The organism is Marinoscillum pacificum, assembly GCF_024714495.1.
Classification (GTDB): Bacteria; Bacteroidota; Bacteroidia; order Cytophagales; family Cyclobacteriaceae; genus Marinoscillum; species Marinoscillum pacificum.
Map to the genome: position 1 here is coordinate 1,604,231 of NZ_JAMZMJ010000001.1, position 20,215 is coordinate 1,624,445.

Here is a 20,215-nt window from a genome sequence, read left to right on the forward strand (position 1 = left end):
GAATGTTTATGTCTTTCCTACATCTCCAAACTTTCGATAAAACAAAGAAAATCAAAGATTTAGGGGAGATATGCTTAATTTCGATGGTCGGTAATGATTTTTCGGTAAACATGGTGATATACGTGCTTTTAGGTTTTTTCTTGGTTATTTCCCTCGTTTTGGGTGCAGGTGTTTCCCTTAGCGCCCCTGGACATAAAGGACCCGCAACTGACCATTTCAACGGTAAGAAATTCATAAACCCTACTGGTGCCAAGGCTAAAGGATTCTCATCCGTTATCGAATGGATGCTTAAAAGTGACAAGGGTCCCTGGCTAAAAAATTATGAAACATCCATAGGTCCAAAACCAGTTGATAGCAGTACAGATCTGATCATCACGTTTGTCAATCATAGTACCTTTCTGATTCAATGGAACAACATCAACATTCTCACTGATCCTGTATGGAGCGAGCGTGTGAGTCCATTTTCTTTTGCCGGGCCAAGCAGAATGCGTCCACCAGGTATTAATTTCGAAGACCTTCCTCCTATTGATGTCATCCTTTTGAGTCATAACCATTACGATCACCTGGATATCGTCACTGTTAAAAAAATCAACACACTTTATGAACCGGTTTTTATCGTTCCTTTGGGCGTGGGGAAATATCTGGCGCAACATAAAATCACTAAATTCAAGGAATTGGATTGGTGGCAATCATCAGAAATTGGATTAAAAGTAACTGCCACTCCAGCCCAACACTTCAGCAGTAGAGGAATGTGTGACAGAGATAAGACTCTTTGGTGTGGATATACACTTACCGATGGCGAGCGTAAGGTTTATTTTGCTGGAGACAGTGGTTATGGTCCTTTCTTCAAAGAAATTGGCAAGAAAGAAGGTCCTATGGATGTTTCTATGATTCCAATTGGAGCTTACGAACCGAAGTGGTTCATGTCACCCATACATGTTTCTCCCGATCAATCAGTAATGGTACACAAGGACGTGAAGTCTAAACAAAGTATTGCCATGCATTTTGGTACATTTCCACTAGCTGACGAAGGTCAGGGAAAAGCAGAAGAAGACTTGATACTAGCACTTGATAGTGCTGGAATACCACAAAGTGAATTCCTTATCCCTGAAGAAGGTGAACCTATGAAACTTTAGACCCAGCGTGCATGCTCCCAGAAACCGAATAGCCAATTACCTGGAGACTGCTCATCGTCACTACGGAAAAACTCACGAATAGCAATCAATAATTCATCACGGCTTATTAAGTCATCCTTATTTTTATCCAGATTTTCAAAAGCCTTGGCTGAATGGCGAATCTCTATTCGATAAGCCATAAACATGTTGAGGTATTCGCTAAGCGAAAGAAACCCATCTTTATCCGCATCGAATAGATCAATGATTTCCATGGCCACTTTGCTTACATGCTGAATGTAGAGCTCTTCATTCCCATTCACAATCATTGAATCCGCAAAAGTTAGCCATTCACTGAGTGTAGCGTGCTCTTCTTCTGATTTTCCAATGAATTGATGAAAATCAGTCCAAATATTAGTTGTTCTTTGAATGCTTGCCTGATATTCCGGAGTACTGGAGGAGAATCCCCAAAGGACACATAGGTTTTCACCAATACTCACAAAGTCTTTTTTTTCCAAAGTCCCACTCTTATCAAAGTCCAGAACATTGAAATAATGAGTCAGCTTTTTTTGCTGAAGGTCTGTAAGCATGAATTAATCTTGTTTAGCAAATACTTTCTTAAGTAGCTCTGTAGTTCTGGCAACAGGATTCTCCCTGATATTTTTCTCTTCTTCCGCTACAAGTGTAAACAAACCACTTAATGCTCGATCTGTAGCATATTCATCAAGGTTAGGGTTTACTTTTTCCACAAATGGAATCTTGTTATAGGTATTCACCAAATCACTGTAATACTTTGTAGCACTGGTTTTATCCAAAGCCTTCTTGATTACTGGTTGGAATTTAGCCTTCAAATCAGGAGTAGTCTTCCCCTGCAGGTAACTAGTAGCTGCATTATCTTCGCCCTTCAATATTCCCCAGGCGTCTTGTACAGTCATTCCTTTTATAGCATTGACAAAAATTGGCTTAGCTTCTTTGGCTGCCTCCTCTGCTCCATGATTTAGTGTCTCAATAAATTGATCCACCTTTGATCCCAACCCGAGCTCTCTGAGTTTAGTTTCAACCTTCTGCACATCAGGAGGAAATGGTATTTTAATCTTCGGATTACCTAAAAATCCATTGACTTTAGACGCCTCACTCGTACTCGTACCAGCTCCTTTGATCAATGCTTCCTTCAGTCCAGAAACGACCTGCTCTGTGGTTAATTCTTCAGATTCCAAAACATCACCAAGTGTCTGCTGAATTTGCTGAACAGTGCAACCTGTGAATAAAAAAATAAAACAGAGTGAAAATAAAACAAGTCTCATCCTTCAAAGATTATATAATTTGCGTACCATAAAAGTATACAGAATAAAGCAAATACTGTAATGCCAACATATGCTGAAATCATCTCAATTGGGGATGAGCTTCTATACGGTCAGACACTAGATACCAATGCGCATTGGATCAGTGCCCAACTCGATCTGATCGGAATTAAAGTAAAGAGAAGAGTCACTATTGGAGATGTGAAAGAGGAAATCCTCAGTGCATTTAAAGAAGCAGAAGAAAGAGCGGATATTGTGCTGATCACTGGTGGATTAGGTCCAACCAATGATGATTTAACCAAACCACTTTTGGCTGAATATTTCAATGTGGGCTATGAACTCAATGAATCTGCACTACAAGAGATCACTGATCTATTCAATAAAAAAGGTAGAGAGTTAACTGAACCTAATAGAAAGCAAGCGGAATTGCCTGCCAACTGCACGAAGCTCTCCAACAGCATGGGTACCGCTCCGGGCATGTGGTTCGACGAGCGAAACACTATATTCGTATCTATGCCTGGTGTGCCGTATGAAATGAAGGACATCATGTCCGCAGAGGTATTGCCTAGATTATCTGAAAGATTCTCCGTTGGCGTTATCATCCACAAAATCATACGCACGGTTGGCATTCCAGAATCTTCACTTGCCGAACTAATCAAAGACTGGGAAGATGCCTTACCTAAGCAATTGAAGCTGGCATATCTACCAAGTATGGGACAGGTGAAATTGCGAATTACCGCAATTGGAGACAATAAAAATGAACTTAATGAAATGGTTCAAAGCCATTTAGAAAGCGTTCTTCCATTGATAGAGAAATACGTATATGGTTTTGATGATGATGAGCTTGAGAAAGTAGTAGGAGAAACTTTATTGAAAAATAACAAGTCCATTGCTTTTGCAGAAAGCTGCACAGGAGGATACTTATCTCATATGATTACATCCATACCTGGGAGTTCATCGTATTTCAAAGGATCTATCGTTTCCTATGATTACGATGTGAAAGTGAATTCACTGGATGTTAATTTGCAAGAAATGGAGGAAAAAGGAGCTGTCAGCGAAGAAGTAGTTGTGCAGATGGCTCAAGCAGTTCGACAGAAGCTCAATGCGGATGTCGGACTATCGATTAGTGGCATTGCGGGGCCTGGTGGAGGCACCGAAGAAAAACCTGTAGGGACAGTATGGATTTGCTATTCTGATAAGGAAAAGACGATTGCTAAGAAATTTAATTTCACCAGAGATCGGGTTCTCAATATAAAATTTAGTGCCTTAGCAGCCCTAAACATGTTCAGAATTCACTTTTCCAGCAATTAACGAAATTATTTATCTTTGTGTAACCCAAAAATAAACAACAAACAAAATATTATATGGCTCTAGTAGAAATGGTCATGCCCAAAATGGGCGAAAGCGTAATGGAAGGCACAGTACTCTCCTGGCTGAAGAATATTGGCGATGCAATCGACGAGGATGAATCAATCCTGGAGGTGGCGACTGACAAGGTAGACACGGAGATTCCATCAACACATGCTGGAGTACTGAAAGAAATATTAGCTCAAGAAGGAGATGTAGTAGAGGTAGGCAAACCGATAGCGATCATTGAAACCGACGGAGAAGCAAGTACCCCAGAAGCTTCTGCACCGGCAAAAGATGAGAAAAAGGCTGTTGAAGCTGCTGAAGCCATTATGGAATCAGCATCAGCAACCGTTTCTGCAGAAACGATCCCTTCAAAAGCAGGTGATAAATTCTTCTCTCCATTAGTTAGAAACATTGCCAAAGAAGAAGGAATTTCACTTTCCGAATTAGAAAATTTAGCTGGCTCAGGAAAAGATGGTCGTGTGACCAAAAACGATATCCTTTCCTATGTCAAGGATCGTAAGAACGGTTCCAAGCCAAGTGTATCTGCTCCTTCTGCTGCACCAGCAGCTCCAGTATCGAGACCAGCAGCACAGCCAATGCCTGTGACTGTAAGTGGTGAAGATGAAATCATTGAAATGGATCGTATGCGCAAGATGATCGCCGATAGAATGGTGGCATCTAAGCAAATCTCTCCACATGTAACTTCTTTCGTAGAAGCTGATGTAACTGAAATGGTTCATTGGAGAAATAAAATGAAAGGTGCTTTCGCTGAAAAAGGTCAGGCGCTTACTTTCACTCCAATCATGATCGAAGCGGTGGTTAAGGCCATCAGAGATTACCCAATGATCAATGTTCAGGTAGATGGATCCAACATTGTACGAAAAGGAAATATCAATATTGGTATGGCTGTGGCACTACCAACTGGCAATTTGATCGTTCCGGTGATTCATAACGCTGACCAATTAAATTTGGTTGGGCTAACTGAGAAAGTGAATGATCTTGCGAGAAGAGCTCGTGACAACAAATTGAAACCAGACGATCTTCAAGGTGGAACATATACGGTTTCTAATGTTGGATCATTTGGCAACGTCATGGGAACACCAATCATTATGCAACCACAAGTAGGTATTCTAGCTCTTGGAGCGATCCAAAAGAAGCCATCTGTAGTAGAAACACCTCAAGGTGATTTTATTGGGATCAGACATAAGATGTTCTTATCTCACAGCTATGACCACAGAGTAGTAGATGGCGCTCTTGGAGGCATGTTCGTGAGACGAGTTGCTGATTATCTTGAGCAGTTCGATAAAAACAGAACAATATAAAATAGCTTAAACACGAAGCAAAAAGCGACCTCAAAAGGGTCGCTTTTTTTGTACCCCTTCCCACTAAATCAAAATTTAAATGACTGATTTATAGATACATAATCCCCTATTTTAAACAATTCGAGGCTGCATAACCTTTATATACTACACAAAACTCAAGAACACTATGAATATTTTTGAAGCACTTAGAGAAGACCATGAGGTTCAAAGAACCCTTGCAGATAAACTTGTTGAAACACACGGTGATAGCGATGCGCGTCATGAGGCATTTCAGCAAATAAAAACTGAATTGCTAGCACATGAGGCGGCTGAAGAGCGTTGTTTTTATAAGCCTCTTATCGAGCAAGACATGACGCAAACACATGCCAGACATGGCGTAGCAGAGCACCATGAAATGGATGAGTTGATTGAAGAACTAGAAAACACAGACTACTCTTCACCAGCTTGGCTTTCTATTGCAAAAAAACTCAGAGAGAAAATACTTCATCATTTGGATGACGAAGAGCATACCATATTCCAGCTTGCTGGTAAAGTGCTCAATGATGCTCAGAAGACTCAAATGGCTTCTGCCTATCACAAGCACATGGAAGAGCGAAAAGCTCAGTATGCATAATCAATTTTAGAATTGTACAAGTTTAAGGTTCTTCCTTAAAGTCGCCGGGTTGTTCTTGTTTTTTATAGAATAATTCGGCGATTCATATTTTTCAGCACCCCTTTTGACAAAAATTGATCAACGGACAAACAAAACAATGGCTAGTTGATTATCTAAACTGATTCTATTTAGACCAATTTTTCAGATTCCCCTTTTGGGACTTTATGGCAAATCACGCAGCATTTAAAAGGTATGGCTTACTGGCACTTAAAATCATCGGTTGGATCGTCGGGGTTTTGTTGCTGCTCTTTTTTGTATTGATATTTACCATCCGTAGCCCTTGGGGACAGAATCTCATTGTCCAAAAAGCATCGAATTTTCTTTCTACCAAGATCGACACCAAATTCTCTATTGGTCGGCTATTCATTACTTTTGATGGCAATGCCTATTTAGAAGATGTCTACCTTGAAGATCAAGCTGGAGACACACTCATTTATTCTAAAAATCTGGAAGCCTCAGTTGCACTGATTCCAATCATCAGCAACAATGAAATCAATATAGATTATGTAGAATGGGAAAAACTTGTTGCTAGAGTCAAAAGAGATAGCTCAACTGGCGAGTTCAATTTCCAATACATAATAGATGCTTTCGCGAGTGACTCCACTACACAGCAAGTAGATACCACCACTTCTTCCTCACCAACAATTGATGTAGGAGATATTCATTTTGCCGATTTTGACTTATTGTACCAGGATCAAACATTAGGTATAGATAGTAGACTTCTGCTTGGGTCTTTAGACTTATCAATGGATGAGCTTGATTTGGATAAAATGCTCTTCCATATTGATGAGCTGACTTTAAAAGATATAGATGGGCATTACACTCAAACACTTCTAACAACCTCAGACACCAGCACAGAGGAAGACAGCACTGAGTCCATTCTTCCAACCATTATTGTTGATGAACTCAATGTTTACAACCTCAAAGGAAGCTATCACTCGCCTCCTACCCTCACTTTCTTTGATGGTCAGGTCGACAAGTTCGAAACGGAAATTCCTTTAATTGACTTGACCAATCAAAAAATTCAATTAGACAAATTGGTTCTCCATCAAAGTGAAATAGCATTTAGTTCTTATCCTAGAGCAACTTCCAGCCCTGATTCTGCAAGTACATCTACAGGCTTTAGTTGGCCTGAATGGGATGTGGTAGCATCTAATATTGATCTTTCAAACAACGATGTTTTATTAATTACCGATTCAACAACTCTCGAAGAAAGGGTCTTCAATCCAGCACACATTGACATTAAAGATTTCAACCTTTCAATTGATCAAGCATTACTGAAAAAAGAACAAGCAACATTAGTTCTAGATGCACTAAATTTTAAAGAGCGAAGTGGAGTATCAGTAGATGAACTGAATTTTGAGATCAATATATCGAACCAGGAAATCAACATTCAGAACCTTAACTTCTTATCAGAAGAAAACCAACTATCAGGACTGATTAACGTCAAATTCAATTCGCTAAATGAGTTCATCAACAATCCCACATTGGCAGAACTCAAGTCCGACCTTTCCATAGAACTACATTCTTTGGATGCCTCATATGCTTTCCAGCCTTCTCTGGACACAATCTCCTACCTGCATTTAGTTGACCAAAAAGTGCTTGCAGCTTCTCTTGACATTGAAGGATCCATGTCAAAACTTGACTTAAACAAGGCAGTTCTAAATTGGGGTAAGAGCACTTCTTTTAAAGCTGATGGGATTATTTACAGCATAAACAATCCAGACTCCATCCATTTTGAAGACCTAAATTATCTATTCAAATCAACCAAAACAGATCTTTCTACCTTTTTAAACCTGGACATCACTGGAATAGATCTTCCACAATCTTTCCAATTCAAAGGCAACACAACAGGATCATTATCAGAAATAGCTTCCAAAAACTCCATCAACACATCAGATGGAAACATCCTCATCAATGGAAACCTGAAACGATCCAGCAATCAAATAGCCTTTGAAACCAGTATCAAAACAGACTCTTTAAGAATTGGAAAAATCCTTCAGAACACGGAATTAGGTCCCTTGACAGTAGATCTAGAAGCATCCGGAAATGGAAGTTCATTAAATGATTTGGATGCACAGCTCGTCACCACGATCAAATCTCTCCAATACGGAGATTATACTTTTGAAGAATTGCTACTGTCTGGTAACCTTAAAAATGGAACAGGAACACTGAATCTCGATTACAACGACTACAATCTAGAGCTAGGCCTGAGTGCAACTGCAAAACTCGACTCATTAACGCAAAAAGCTGACCTTCAAATAAACCTGAAAGGAGCTGATTTGCTAGCTCTTGGTATTACAAAAGAGGATATAAGAACCAAACTCACTCTCGATGCACAGCTCATCAATACTGAACGGGCAACGCAAGTGACTTTCGAAATTAATGATGCTGTTGTCGTCAAAGAATTAGAAAATTACACCATCAATAAAATCAGTGGAGACTACTACAGCACATCAGACTCGACAAGTGCGCATATTACAAGTGATGTCATCAATGCACGATTAGAGTCCAATACTTCACCCGGATCATTTACCACAGCCCTGAGAGATCAGCTAGCTGAATATCTCCGTTCTGACAGTCTCACCAACAGTATCATACCTGCAGATTCAGGGATAGTCGTACGAGCACATCTAAGTGTAAAGCAAGACTTGTTAGTCAGTGATATTCTTCTTCCTGGTTTACAACAATATGATTCGATTACGCTGACCATGGATTACCTGGAAGCCAAGGACTCTTTGTCTATTTTATTAAATGCACCTTACATCAATTATGCTGATCAGATTTTGGATAGTCTGCGAGTAAAAGCAATTGGAGCAAAACAGAAACTTAATTTCTCTGCAGGATGGTCATCCATTGAAGCTGGACCTATCAGTATGAAACAATTCGACTTTAGTGGTTTTGCTCAAGACAATAAGTTAGTCATGAGATTAGATGCTCCTGAGGATAAAGGATCTATTATTGACATCAGAGCCGAAATGAAAATCGCTGGTGACACACTTGACTTCTACATAGAGCCAGATACCTTCATCATGCATCGCAAAATGTGGATTGTTCCTGAGCAAAACAACATCCTTATCGCCCCTAATTACCTCCATTTTGAAAACTTTAGTTTGACTCACAAAAATCAAAAAATTACGCTTTCCAATTTCGGAGAAGAAAATCCTTATCAAAACTTAAAAGTTCAGGTGGATCAGTTTAATCTAATGACACTGTCTAGCTTTTTAAATCCTACAGACACACTTGTATCAGGCGTAATGAATGGAGAAATCTCTGTTTCAAATCTTTTTTCAAACTCTGCACTTCTAGCTGATTTATCTATCAACCGACTGGCATCACAAGGCATCAATTTTGGCAACTTGAATTTGAAAGCTGAAAAAGGATCCGACAGTGATTATAAATTTAACATGACCCTTCAAGGTGGTCAGGCAGATCTAGCTCTAAAGGGCTCCTTTATTCCGTCAGAAACTGGCGCTAATTTGGATTTGGGACTAGAAATGAACCGAATCAATGCAGAGATCATGGAAGCATTTCTATCTGAAGAGATTTCTAATCCGGAAGGATATTTCACTGGTACTGTATCCATAAAAGGAAATACGGCCGAGCCAAAATACAACGGTGAACTTCAGTTTCATGATTTTGGACTTAAAGTCAATTCGCTCAATACCCGATTCGCTATCAACAACGAAAGCCTAAAAGTGGACAACAAAGGGATTTATCTGAATTCATTCAAAATTCAGGATCAAGACCAAAATGCCTTTACCATCAAGGGAAATATTTTAACAGAAAGTCTGACCAACCCTACTTTTGACTTAAGTCTCACAGCTAGAAACTTTACAGCTCTCAATTCTGATAAAGACGACAATGAATTATTCTATGGTAAAGTAGGTCTAGACGCTGATTTAACGGTAAAAGGCAACCTGGCTATTCCAAAGATTCGAGGTTCTATCGGGATTTTGAAAAATTCCGATTTTACGATGATTGTGCCTGAATCACAAGCTGATTTAGTCGAACGAGAAGGTGTGGTGGTCTTCGTTAACAAACAAAATCCTGACGACATTTTAACTAGGAAAGATGAAGATGCTAACAACACCGTATCTGCATTAACTGGCCTGGACCTCAATACTAATCTGAATATTGGCACTGGAGCAACCTTTAAAATTGTGATCAATGAGCGAACTGGCGATAACTTCCAGATAAGTGGGAAAGGTGAATTCAACTTTGGCATGGAACCAAATGGCCGAACAACACTTGCTGGTATTTACACTGTCTCAGACGGACATTTCGAGGCAAGTTTGTATAATCTAGTCAAAAGAAGATTTGACCTGGCACCAGGAGGAACCATCAACTGGAGTGGTGACCCACTGTCTGCAGAGCTAGACATTCAAGCTATTTACAATGTGAAAGCCTCTCCTGCACCGTTACTACTGGACGACAACAATGCTAATCAACAACAACTTCCTTTTGAGGTCTATTTAAATCTGGATGGAACCATCTTGCAGCCAGAATTAAGTTTCGGACTGGACCTTCCTGAAAACTCAAGAGGAGCAAATGGAGGACAAGTGTATAGAGCTGTACAGGCACTTAATAACAGTGAAGAGCAGCTCAACAAGCAAGTCTTTTCGCTTTTAGTTCTTAACCGATTCTTCCCTACGGCAGGAAGTGATGGCAGTAGTGGAGGAACAGCCTCCATTGCCAGAAACAATGTGAACAATGTGCTTTCAAGCCAACTTAACAGCCTTTCTAATAAAGTTACTGGCAATTCAGGCTTTCAGGTTGACTTTGGGATCAACAGCTATACCGATTATCAAGGAGAAACCTCGCAAGAAAGAACTGATGTCAACATCAATGCCAGCCAACGACTGTTCGATGATCGAGTCATAGTACAGGTAGGTAGTGAAGTGAATGTAGAAGGAAGTACCATGCAGGAAAGTGATGTAACGACTCCATTAATAGGAAATGTGAGCATCGAATACCTTGTCACTAAAAATGGACGCTACCGCTTCAAAGGTTTTAGAAAAAACGAATATCAAAACATCATTGACGGTCAACTCATCGTAACAGGATTTGCATTCATATTCTCAAGAGAGTTCAACCGGTTCCAGGAAATATGGAGAAAAGAAGTAGAAGAAACCCAATCAGAATCCAATGATTAATGCACTGAAAACATATTATCTGATTGCACTAGGTATAGCTGCACTTTCTTCTTGTAGTGTCAATAAATTCATCCCTAAAGACAGGGTATTATATACTGGAGCGAACATCAATTTATCATTTGAAGAGAAGCCGTCTGACAAGTCTGAACTTAAATCTGAGCTAGAAGGTATCTTGTATCCTACCCCGAACTCTCGATTTCTCGGAATGAGACTAGGACTTTATTATCATTATCGAGCCCAAAAAACCAAATTTGGTCCAATCACCAAATTCCTTAACAAGAAGTTTGGAGAGAAGCCTGTCTATTTATCTGATGTCGATATTTCCAGAACAGAGCAACTTCTGAACAATCGCATGGAAAATCATGGGTTCTTTACCAATCAGGTGACATCTGAGATTGCTACAAAAGACAAAAAAGCTGAAATCAATTACTCTTTAGAGATCTCAGCACCGTACTTCTTGAGAAACTATCAATTAGATCTGGACAGTTCTCAATTGCTAACTGACATCAGGGAATACATCCCACAGACTATTCTAAAACCAGAAAGTAGATTTGACCTGACTGATTTCAAAGAAGAGCGGTCCCGAATAGATAACTTTTTGAAAACAAAAGGATATTACAACTTCAATGGTGACTTTCTCATTTTCGAAGCTGACACCAATAATCTGGAAGGACGGCAATTTGATTTATTTCTGCGTCTAAAGAAAAGCACACCATATAAATCGACTATTCCTTATCGAATTAATTCGATAGAAGTATATCCAAACTACAAGCAAAGTGTTGATTCGAGCGCACAGGACACTACTGTTGTAGAAAATATAGCCGTCATACAAAGCGATGAATACTTCAAACCAAAGCTGATCCCTTACTACCTGTTAATGAAGGAAGATACTCGTTATTCTCCAAGAAAGTCAGAAGTAACCAGCCAGAGATACTCTTCTATTGGGATGTATAAATATGTCAATATAAGACACATGGAAGGCACTAAAGTAGATTCTACTGACTCTACAGGACTGCTCGATACCAAAATATACCTTTCACCCATGACTCGTAGATCTCTTCGCGTGCAGGTTCAAGCAGTTTCCAAATCGAACAACTTCGCTGGCCCAAGTTTACGCAGCATATACTCCAATAGAAACCTGTTTCGTGGTGGAGAACTACTACAATTGAGTGGGCACATAGGATATGAAACACAGATCACTGGTGGTAAGAATACTGGCCTGAGCAGTACACAATTTGGATTCAGCGGAGACCTGATCTTCCCACGATTGATTCCTATTAGTATGGTAGATCGGTTCAAATATGACGTCCCTAAAACCAAAATATCGCTTGGGATAGAATATTTAAACAGGTCCAAACTTTATCAACTCAGGACACTACAAACTAGCTATGGATATGATTGGAATGCTTCTAAATACATCTATCACCAATTCAATCCTATCAGCCTAAACCTGGTGAAACTTTCAAAAACCACGGATGAATTTGATCAAATACTCGCAGACAACCCGTATTTGGCTAGCAGCTTCCAGCAAGAACTGATTGGCGGCATGACTTACAGCTTCACTTACTCACAGTTCAAAAACCAAAAGATCAAGAACCCAATCTATCTTAATAGCAATCTTGACATTGCAGGAAATGTATTCAATGCTTTCACCAAAGCTGAAAACGAAAATGGAAAAGAAACCATATTCGGACTGGAGTATACGCAGTATGCCAAAGCCGATGCTGATATTCGATTCCATTTTGATCTAGGTAAAGGCCATCAACTAGTCTCAAGATTATATGGAGGAATTGGTATAGCATACGGCAACTCAGATGCCATGCCATTTGCCAAGCAGTTTTACTCCGGAGGTCCGTACAGCGTTCGAGCTTTCAAAATCAGATCGCTCGGACCAGGTACTTATACACCAGATGAAACTTCAGACAACACCTCCTCCTTTTTTGATCGAACAGGAGATATCAGATTAGAAGGGAATGTAGAGTACCGCTTTCCTATTTACAGCTTCTTGAAAGGAGCGTTGTTTGTAGATGCCGGAAATGTCTGGCTAAGAGAAGGCAATGCTTCACTTCCAGGGTCGAAATTCACTTCATCCTTTCTAAACGAACTTGGTGTAGGAACTGGTGCAGGCTTAAGAGTGGACATACAGAACTTTGTCATTCGAGGAGACCTGGCATTTCCGTTAGACACTCCTACCGGCTCGTTCAAACCAGATCCAAGAGCAATGGTATTCAACTTTGCAATAGGCTACCCATTTTAAGGAAATAGCCCTTTTTTCATTACTCTTGCAAACAATATACCGTCTCGTGTGTTCTATTATTGAAACTCAGAACTAAAACACTATGAACTTACAATACAAAGGAACCTGGAACGAGGTTAAAGGTAAATTGAAAATGAAGTATGGAGATCTTACAGATGACGATCTCACTTTTGCTGAAGGTAAAACCGATGAACTTCTTGGTAGACTCCAGAAGAAAACGGGTAAAACCAAAGAAGAACTAAAAGCAGAGATAGAAGAGCTCTAATCGATGACTCTCACCTTGATAGTGGATTCTATTTGAATTCTCAAAAAAGTACCGTCATAAAAAAAGCGACCAAATTGGTCGCTTTTACTTTTTAGTTTAGTCGGATTTAAGGTCTTATATACTCTTAAGAAAGGGTTCAGACCGTCTGCCCGAATTCCCTCCTTAGAGTACCGTCAACATTTTAATCGAAACAGTAATATCTTGAATTGATGACTAGATCGAATCTATTTCTTTTAAAATGGGCCCTAGACGATTTTTAATTTCTTTTTAACTTTGAAAAGAATAAGCTCCGGAGAACCTTCTATTCTCCGGAACCTATCACCGCAACACATTTACGAGCTTTTAAGAAACCGCCATGCTTCTCAGCTCACCGCTAAATTGCAATTACCTCTGATGTAATGAAAATATTGGGGGTTAGCATATGGTTAGCATGGACAAAAAAAGTAATACTGGAGTTAGCAGTTTAAGGGGTACAAAAACCTATTAAAACGCTATCCGAAGGATTATTTAGCAATAAATCAACGGTATTAATCGAGCTCTGTGGTTAGCATCTACAAATATTTGATCGGCACATTTTTGTGCTTTGCATTTTTTTCTATTTACGGACAAGCTTCCTCTTCTATTGATCAAAAATTGTCTGAGGTCGACTCTTTATTGGATCTGGACTCTACTCGTTTGGCTAAGGTTGCACTAGATCAAATCAATGATCATAGATCATCTACCTTCAATATTGATCAACTTATATTCTTTCATAAGTTATCTGGTGATTACTATTTAATGATCAATAACTATGAGTCATCTGAGCAGGCCTATGCTCCGCTACTAAATATCAGCTCCAATGACCTATCCAAGGAGTCTACTATTAGACTCGCCAGAGCAATAAATGATATGGGTATTTCTCAAATGAAAATTGGGAGACATGAAGAAGCCAAACAAAATCATTTCAGAAGCATCATTTTGTATGATCGATACAATGATCACCAGGGCGCCGCATTCAATTATAACAATCTGGCATTACTCTATCAAGAGGCAAAAAACATAGACTCAGCACTGATCAGTTATGAATTAAGCCTGCAACACGCGCAAATTGCTAATGACACACTCGGTATTGCCTATAATCACCGAAATCTCGCAAGCTTATATGCCGACAATCAAGAACCTATCAAAGCGTTTGAACATTTTCAAGAAGCGATGCGTGTGGCCGTTATGGCAAACAATGAATCCATTTTAAACAGCACCAAGCTAAACCTCGCCAGGTATTATAACAGACTCCATGACTATGAAGGTGCGCTGAATCTGTTCCATCACTTGAAGATGTTTTATAATCGTGATGATTGGCCAGCAACTCTAGGGATGGTATACATTGGAATGGCCGAATCATTTATGGGCTTGCATCAACAAGACAGTGCATTGCATTACCTCAATCAGTCCATTGAAGTGCTCACTCCTACCAACTACAAGAAAGGACTTTCTCAGGCTCACAATATGATAGGCATGTATTACTTAGACACAAAAGAATACGATCTAGCACTCACTTATTTTGACAAAGCCCTTCAAATAGCTACTACCCTTAAGGGAACGCAATGGATCAATTTAAGAGGTAAGGCACAAGTGTATCTGGAGCTAGGTGAATACCAAAAAGCCATAGACTATGCGAGTGAATCTATGGACTCACCTCTTTTTTCAGAATCTGTAAACAACCTAGCCACGCGATACGAAATTTTGTATAAAGGATACAAAGCTCTGAACAACAAGGATCTTGCTCTGCACTATCTGGAACTCATGAACGAACAAAAAGCGAAACTTTTTAGTGAGGACAAAGCACTGGATATTGCAAGACTGGAATACCGAAATGAGTTGACACTAGAGGAACTTCGAAGAGCTGAATTGGAAAAAGAGCTCAAATACGAGCGAATGGAGGACAAACGAAATCAGCAAATCATTCAACTAATTCTGATAATTGCAGTGATAATCGTTAGCACCATATCACTCTTGATCAATCATTCTAAAAATCTAAAATCTAAAGCCAACAGACTATTAAAAGAGAGAAATGAAGCCTTGCACGCACTAAGAAATAAGGAAAAACAAATTTCTGAACAAACTATCGCAACGAAGGATCGTGCTCTAGCTGCAGCTACCATGTCACAACATGAGAAAAACAACATTCTCAGTATTCTCAATGATAAAATTGCCAACTTGAGTTCTGAGGATGATCTCAAATCTACAGTCAAAGAGCTTCGTAAAACAATTGGGGATAGCTATTCGCTTGACAAGAGTTGGGACAGTTTTGTACACCGCTTTGAAGATGTACACCCAGGCTTTTTTGAAAGCCTGAAGAAGAAAAGTACGGCTATTACCATAAATGACCTCAAGCTCAGCGCATATATCAAAATTGGTATGAGCAACAAGGAAATTGCCAATGTAACACACCTCACGTTAGGTTCCGTAAAGAGCAAAATCAACCGACTCAAGAAGAAACTGGAGCTAAGCAGTGAAGAGAACATCCGTGAGTACCTGCTACAACTTTAAGTAATTGAGCTACTTTTTTATCATTTACAACGATATGTGCATCTAGTGTGTCCTAGTACAAAACCAATAAAATGAAAAAACTAATACACCTTTCCGCAATTATCGTAGTTACCCTTTTCACAGCAGGATTTGGCTGTTCTGAAGATGAAAGTTATAACATCTCATGCTCACGAAATTTCCCAATAGAAGAAAAGCCCTGGCTTGTTGGACTAATCACTCAAGAAAGAGATAATCAAGAGTTTGCGAAGTATACATACTTTACAGAAGCCACCTATCAAGGCAACACTGTTTATACTTATGGTAACTGTTGTCCAAATTGTAATTACGTAAGAACCGTATGGAACTGCGACGGGGAAGAAATAGGCGTCATTGGCACTCAGGATGATGACATCAAAATAGAAGATCTGGAAGATGAGACTGTGGTATGGAGAGATCAGAATACGGTATGTGATCTGTAACCCTCCACTAAAACGCTATATCCAATTTTACGATTACATTTGCTGCTTCCACTACTTTGAACCATAATGAAATTTCACAGACTAACTGCTCTTCTGATTATCAGTCTATTTTTCGAATTAGGAATATCCTCCTGTAGCAAATGTGAAGACGCTTCTGCATGCAACTTCGGAGACAAAGGAGATTGTGACTTTGTAAAATGCGACAATGCTTCCAATTTTGATGCTCAGATGCTGGCTACTTATGAGCACCCACGCAATGGAGAACCTATATTGTCAGTCGATGCTGAAACTTCATATGACACCATCAACCTGGACGAAAATCCCATTCTTACTGAAGACAATGGCCGTATTTCGTTTACTTATCAGGTTGTTACATTCAAAGATGGAAGAAAGGTATTTGCGATCGATTCTTTACTAACAGAAAGGGAAAACAATGACAATTGGATTATCGACGATGAAAACAAATTAGCTCGATCCTATTCTAAAAGTCTAGACATTCTTTTGGTATTGGACGTAAGCAGCTCATTGGGTGATAATCTCGATTTATTGAAAGCTAATGCCAAAGCTTTCATATCCAACTTATTAGACAACAATCCAGATGCACGCATTGGTATCTTCAAATTTTCCAGAGGGAGTGTATACCAGGAATTGACTTCTTCTGAAGATGATTTGCATGAATTCATCGATGCGAACTCCACTTTTAAATCTTCCGACATAGGCTCCTATGAAATAGAAGGAAGAAGTGAAACTGCACTGTATGAAACAATCAATGAAGCTATCGATGTACTGAATTTATCTGAAGCAAAAGGCAAAGGAATCGTCACATTCACTGACGGTATCAGCAATTTCCAGTTTGACCCAGATTTCTTTGATGACAGCATTATCAAGGAAAAGCTTGATGAATCAAATATTTCGTCTTACACCATTGGTTTTGAAGCTAATGTGGGCTCAGTGGATCAGGTTTCTCTTGAAGAAATCGCCATCAATGGAGATTTCTCATTTCCATCCAATGAAGAAGAATTGAATGAAGTGTTCCTGCGTTTCTCCAATAGTGTACTGGCCTTCTACGACTTGACATTTGAGACTAACAATGCTGAATTTAATGGCACCATCGAATATCGATTCCTATTCGGCTTGAAGGAAGTAAGTAATTGAAATAAATTTTGACAACTTCCGTTCATAGCCTTAACAACGGCCGAAGATTATATTGCTTCGTGCTTTGAAAAATTAATAAGTCAATTGGATTATTCAAAAAACCAACAACAGCTATTATGACTAACTACAAAGAAATTAAGATTTCGTCCAATTGGACAGGTGTCGGACTTTACGGAGGACTTATTTTGGTTCTGTTCATGGCTCCAATAATCTTCGCAGCATCACAAGCACAAGAATTTCATTTCGGAATGATCATAGCTGGCCTTATTTATCTTGGTTTGATAGGATTGATGATCTATCAATTCATGTATGTCAGTAGTGCAATTATTTCTGGCGATAAGTTGATACTTAAAAAGCAATTCCGACCAGCAAAATCCTACGCTTTTCATCAAATAGGTTACCCAACTACCTTCAACTACAAAACCACCAAGTACATCACTGTGGAAATGACCAATGATGACCATACTACTGAAAAGTACTTGATCCTAAACTCAAGAGGAATCTTTGCCTTTGAAAACAAAGATGCTGAAGGTGTATTGAAGCAGTTGAGGACTATGAAGAGTGAGTGATTTTTATCCAATCCAACTAAAAACATCATGCATAAACTCATAATAATCATCTCTCTATTCAGTGTATCAACATTCGTCAATGGTCAAAACCATGAATTTGGATTAAGAGGAGGACTTAACTTTTCTACACTTAAGAATCAAAAAAGCGAATTAGATAGCTATGAACCAAAAATAGGCTTATTGATTGGAGGCATTTTCAAACACAATTTAAATGACAAATTTGGAATTAGCTCAGAAGTACTTTATTCAATGGAAGGTGCAAATTTCGAGAACTCAAATAAATATATTCGAATTCATAGATTATCAATTCCTATACTGGCTTCATATAACCTTACTAAAAAATTAAAGGTAGGAATCGGACCTGAATTAAAGTTACAATTAGGTGTTAAGTCTAACCTTCACGGGGATATTGCTTCTCTATATGACCCCCTGGATTATGGCGGGACTTTAGAAATCGAATTCAAGCCTATCAACTCTATAGGAATATCCTTGAGAAACTATTTCGGTTTAAAATATCAAAATAGGATTCTGGTAAGTGATGCTGAGGCAAATGAAATCGAAAATATCAAATCTGATAAAAGTAACGTCTTAAATATGTCTGTAACGTACTATTTCGGAACTTAATCATAACATCTTAGAAAACATTACTTTAAAACTCTCACGCGGCACTGACTGACCGGCCGCAACTAACCGTCCGCCTCTTTGGAAGAGAGGGGAGTTAGATTATCCTTCAATATTCAAATAAATGAACTCTGGGGGCGCCCGGCTAGGGTGAGTTGGTTTATAGACATGATTCAGACCCCAAACATTGACAAATCATAGGGTTATGTCTTATATTTCAACTTGAAAATTTAACAACTCAATTCAAGCTATTATGACTAACTACAAGGAAATTAAGATTTCGTCCAATTGGACAGGTGTCGGACTTTACGGAGGACTTATTTTGGTTCTGTTCATGGCTCCAATAATCTTCGCAGCATCTCAATCACAAGAATTTCATTTCGGAATGATCTTAGCCGGCCTTATTTATCTCGGTTTGGTAGGATTGATGATCTATCAATTCATGTATGTCAGTAGTGCCATTATTTCTGGCGATAAGTTGGTTCTTAAAAAGCAATTCCGACCAGCAAAATCCTACGCTTTTCATCAAATAGGTTACCCAACTACCTTCAATTACAAGAGCACCAAGTACATCACTCTGGAAATGACCAATGATGATCACTCTACCGAAAAGTACTTGATCCTAAACTCAAGAGGAATCTTTGCATTTGAAAACAAAGATGCCGAAGGCGTATTGAAGCAGCTGAGGAGTATTAAAAATCACAAATCCTAGCAGTTTATACTTGTCCACATATTCTACAAAAACCTATGCTTTTTATAGTCAGTACACTTCCGTTTTTACTTGGGTTATTTATTCTGGTCATATCCATTAAAAACATCAAAGCTAAGAAGCCTACCAAGTTATCATCCATACTAATCAGAAAGCTTCTTGGAGAAACAGGAACAAGGATATTCGCAGGTATTGTCGGAATAGCAATGATGATTTTTGGATTCAATTTTTTCATGGAAATCAATCAATTCAAATTTCCTGGTCACGACAAAAAGAAAACCAACATTGTCGTAATGACCAGGCAGAAGATCATTAATGCTAGCACTACTGCATCCTCGTCTCGTCGAATGACTCTTCCAGAATTACAAAAGGAATACAAATATGCGGGCAATTCACTGATTGCAGAATTCACTTCAATAAGCTTCAAAAACAACTACATCAAAAAACTTCCAGATTTTGCATGGTCTATGAAAGAGCTTGAGGAGATAGATTTAACAAATAATGAATTCACATCTTTACCTAAGGAGCAATTAGCCAGTTTACCTAAGTTAAAAACGCTAATTCTTACTGGAAACCCCATTGATAGTACGGAAGCTGTTCTCCTAGAGAAAAGCTTACAAGTGGAGATTATGATGACCGAAGATTGACTTCATAAGACTTGAGTGAACTAAGCATGATCGAGACAATTGATCCCAAGACAGTCGTTATCACAGAAACAGCAAATACAGTGACTCTAAAGTTTAATGCTCGATATAG

General features: G+C 39.0%; 16 protein-coding genes. 14 read left to right on the forward strand and 2 right to left on the reverse strand.

All coding sequences use genetic code 11. The features are described 5' to 3' along the window. The first annotated feature begins 8 nt into the window (after window positions 1–8). The gene (locus NXS00_RS06975; RefSeq protein WP_258098411.1) at window positions 9–1,136 is read left to right on the forward strand and encodes an MBL fold metallo-hydrolase; all 1,128 of its coding nucleotides are present in this window, start codon (window positions 9–11) and stop codon (window positions 1,134–1,136) included. Here NXS00_RS06975 and NXS00_RS06980 read toward each other — a convergent pair. Beyond that, window positions 1,133–1,702: an EF-hand domain-containing protein gene (locus NXS00_RS06980; protein ID WP_258098412.1), complete on the reverse strand. Its 570-nt coding sequence runs from the start codon at window positions 1,700–1,702 to the stop codon at window positions 1,133–1,135. The genes NXS00_RS06975 and NXS00_RS06980 overlap by 4 nt on opposite strands. 3 nt (window positions 1,703–1,705) lie before the next feature. After that, on the reverse strand, window positions 1,706–2,416 hold the full coding sequence (locus NXS00_RS06985; RefSeq protein ID WP_258098413.1) for a DUF4197 domain-containing protein: 711 nt from the start codon (window positions 2,414–2,416) through the stop codon (window positions 1,706–1,708). Between the two features lie 60 nt (window positions 2,417–2,476). Here NXS00_RS06985 and NXS00_RS06990 point away from each other — a divergent pair, with 60 nt between their 5' ends. The 13 genes from NXS00_RS06990 (at window position 2,477) to NXS00_RS07050 (ending at window position 20,106) form a co-directional block, all read left to right on the forward strand. After that, window positions 2,477–3,724 (forward strand): competence/damage-inducible protein A, encoded by a 1,248-nt coding sequence (locus NXS00_RS06990; protein ID WP_258098414.1) that lies wholly within the window; start codon window positions 2,477–2,479, stop codon window positions 3,722–3,724. 53 nt (window positions 3,725–3,777) lie between these two features. Beyond that, complete coding sequence (locus NXS00_RS06995; protein ID WP_258098415.1) at window positions 3,778–5,088, forward strand: dihydrolipoamide acetyltransferase family protein; 1,311 nt, start codon at window positions 3,778–3,780, stop codon at window positions 5,086–5,088. A gap of 166 nt (window positions 5,089–5,254) precedes the next feature. Beyond that, on the forward strand, window positions 5,255–5,701 hold the full coding sequence (locus tag NXS00_RS07000) for a hemerythrin domain-containing protein (protein ID WP_258098416.1): 447 nt from the start codon (window positions 5,255–5,257) through the stop codon (window positions 5,699–5,701). A 203-nt stretch (window positions 5,702–5,904) separates the two neighbouring features. Next, entirely contained in the window at window positions 5,905–10,896 is a 4,992-nt protein-coding gene (locus NXS00_RS07005) for a translocation/assembly module TamB domain-containing protein (protein WP_258098417.1), read from the forward strand. Beyond that, window positions 10,889–13,153: a translocation and assembly module lipoprotein TamL gene (tamL, locus tag NXS00_RS07010; RefSeq protein WP_258098418.1), complete on the forward strand. Its 2,265-nt coding sequence runs from the start codon at window positions 10,889–10,891 to the stop codon at window positions 13,151–13,153. The genes NXS00_RS07005 and tamL overlap by 8 nt, the downstream gene beginning before the upstream one ends. Before the next feature lie 82 nt (window positions 13,154–13,235). Further along, complete coding sequence (locus tag NXS00_RS07015) at window positions 13,236–13,418, forward strand: CsbD family protein (protein WP_258098419.1); 183 nt, start codon at window positions 13,236–13,238, stop codon at window positions 13,416–13,418. A 540-nt stretch (window positions 13,419–13,958) separates the two neighbouring features. Continuing rightward, window positions 13,959–15,947, forward strand: a complete 1,989-nt coding sequence (locus NXS00_RS07020) for a tetratricopeptide repeat protein (RefSeq protein WP_258098420.1) — start codon at window positions 13,959–13,961, stop codon at window positions 15,945–15,947. 71 nt (window positions 15,948–16,018) lie between these two features. Next, on the forward strand, window positions 16,019–16,405 hold the full coding sequence (locus NXS00_RS07025) for a hypothetical protein (protein WP_258098421.1): 387 nt from the start codon (window positions 16,019–16,021) through the stop codon (window positions 16,403–16,405). 66 nt (window positions 16,406–16,471) lie between these two features. Next, entirely contained in the window at window positions 16,472–17,560 is a 1,089-nt protein-coding gene (locus NXS00_RS07030) for a vWA domain-containing protein (RefSeq protein ID WP_258098422.1), read from the forward strand. A gap of 116 nt (window positions 17,561–17,676) precedes the next feature. Then, the gene (locus NXS00_RS07035; protein WP_258098423.1) at window positions 17,677–18,129 is read left to right on the forward strand and encodes a hypothetical protein; all 453 of its coding nucleotides are present in this window, start codon (window positions 17,677–17,679) and stop codon (window positions 18,127–18,129) included. 27 nt (window positions 18,130–18,156) lie between these two features. Then, a complete protein-coding gene (locus NXS00_RS07040) occupies window positions 18,157–18,753 on the forward strand; it encodes a porin family protein (protein ID WP_258098424.1) in 597 nt (198 codons plus the stop codon). A gap of 250 nt (window positions 18,754–19,003) precedes the next feature. Further along, window positions 19,004–19,462 (forward strand): hypothetical protein, encoded by a 459-nt coding sequence (locus NXS00_RS07045; RefSeq protein ID WP_258098425.1) that lies wholly within the window; start codon window positions 19,004–19,006, stop codon window positions 19,460–19,462. Window positions 19,463–19,497: 35 nt separating this feature from the next. Further along, window positions 19,498–20,106, forward strand: a complete 609-nt coding sequence (locus tag NXS00_RS07050; RefSeq protein WP_258098426.1) for a leucine-rich repeat domain-containing protein — start codon at window positions 19,498–19,500, stop codon at window positions 20,104–20,106. Window positions 20,107–20,215 lie beyond the last annotated feature (109 nt).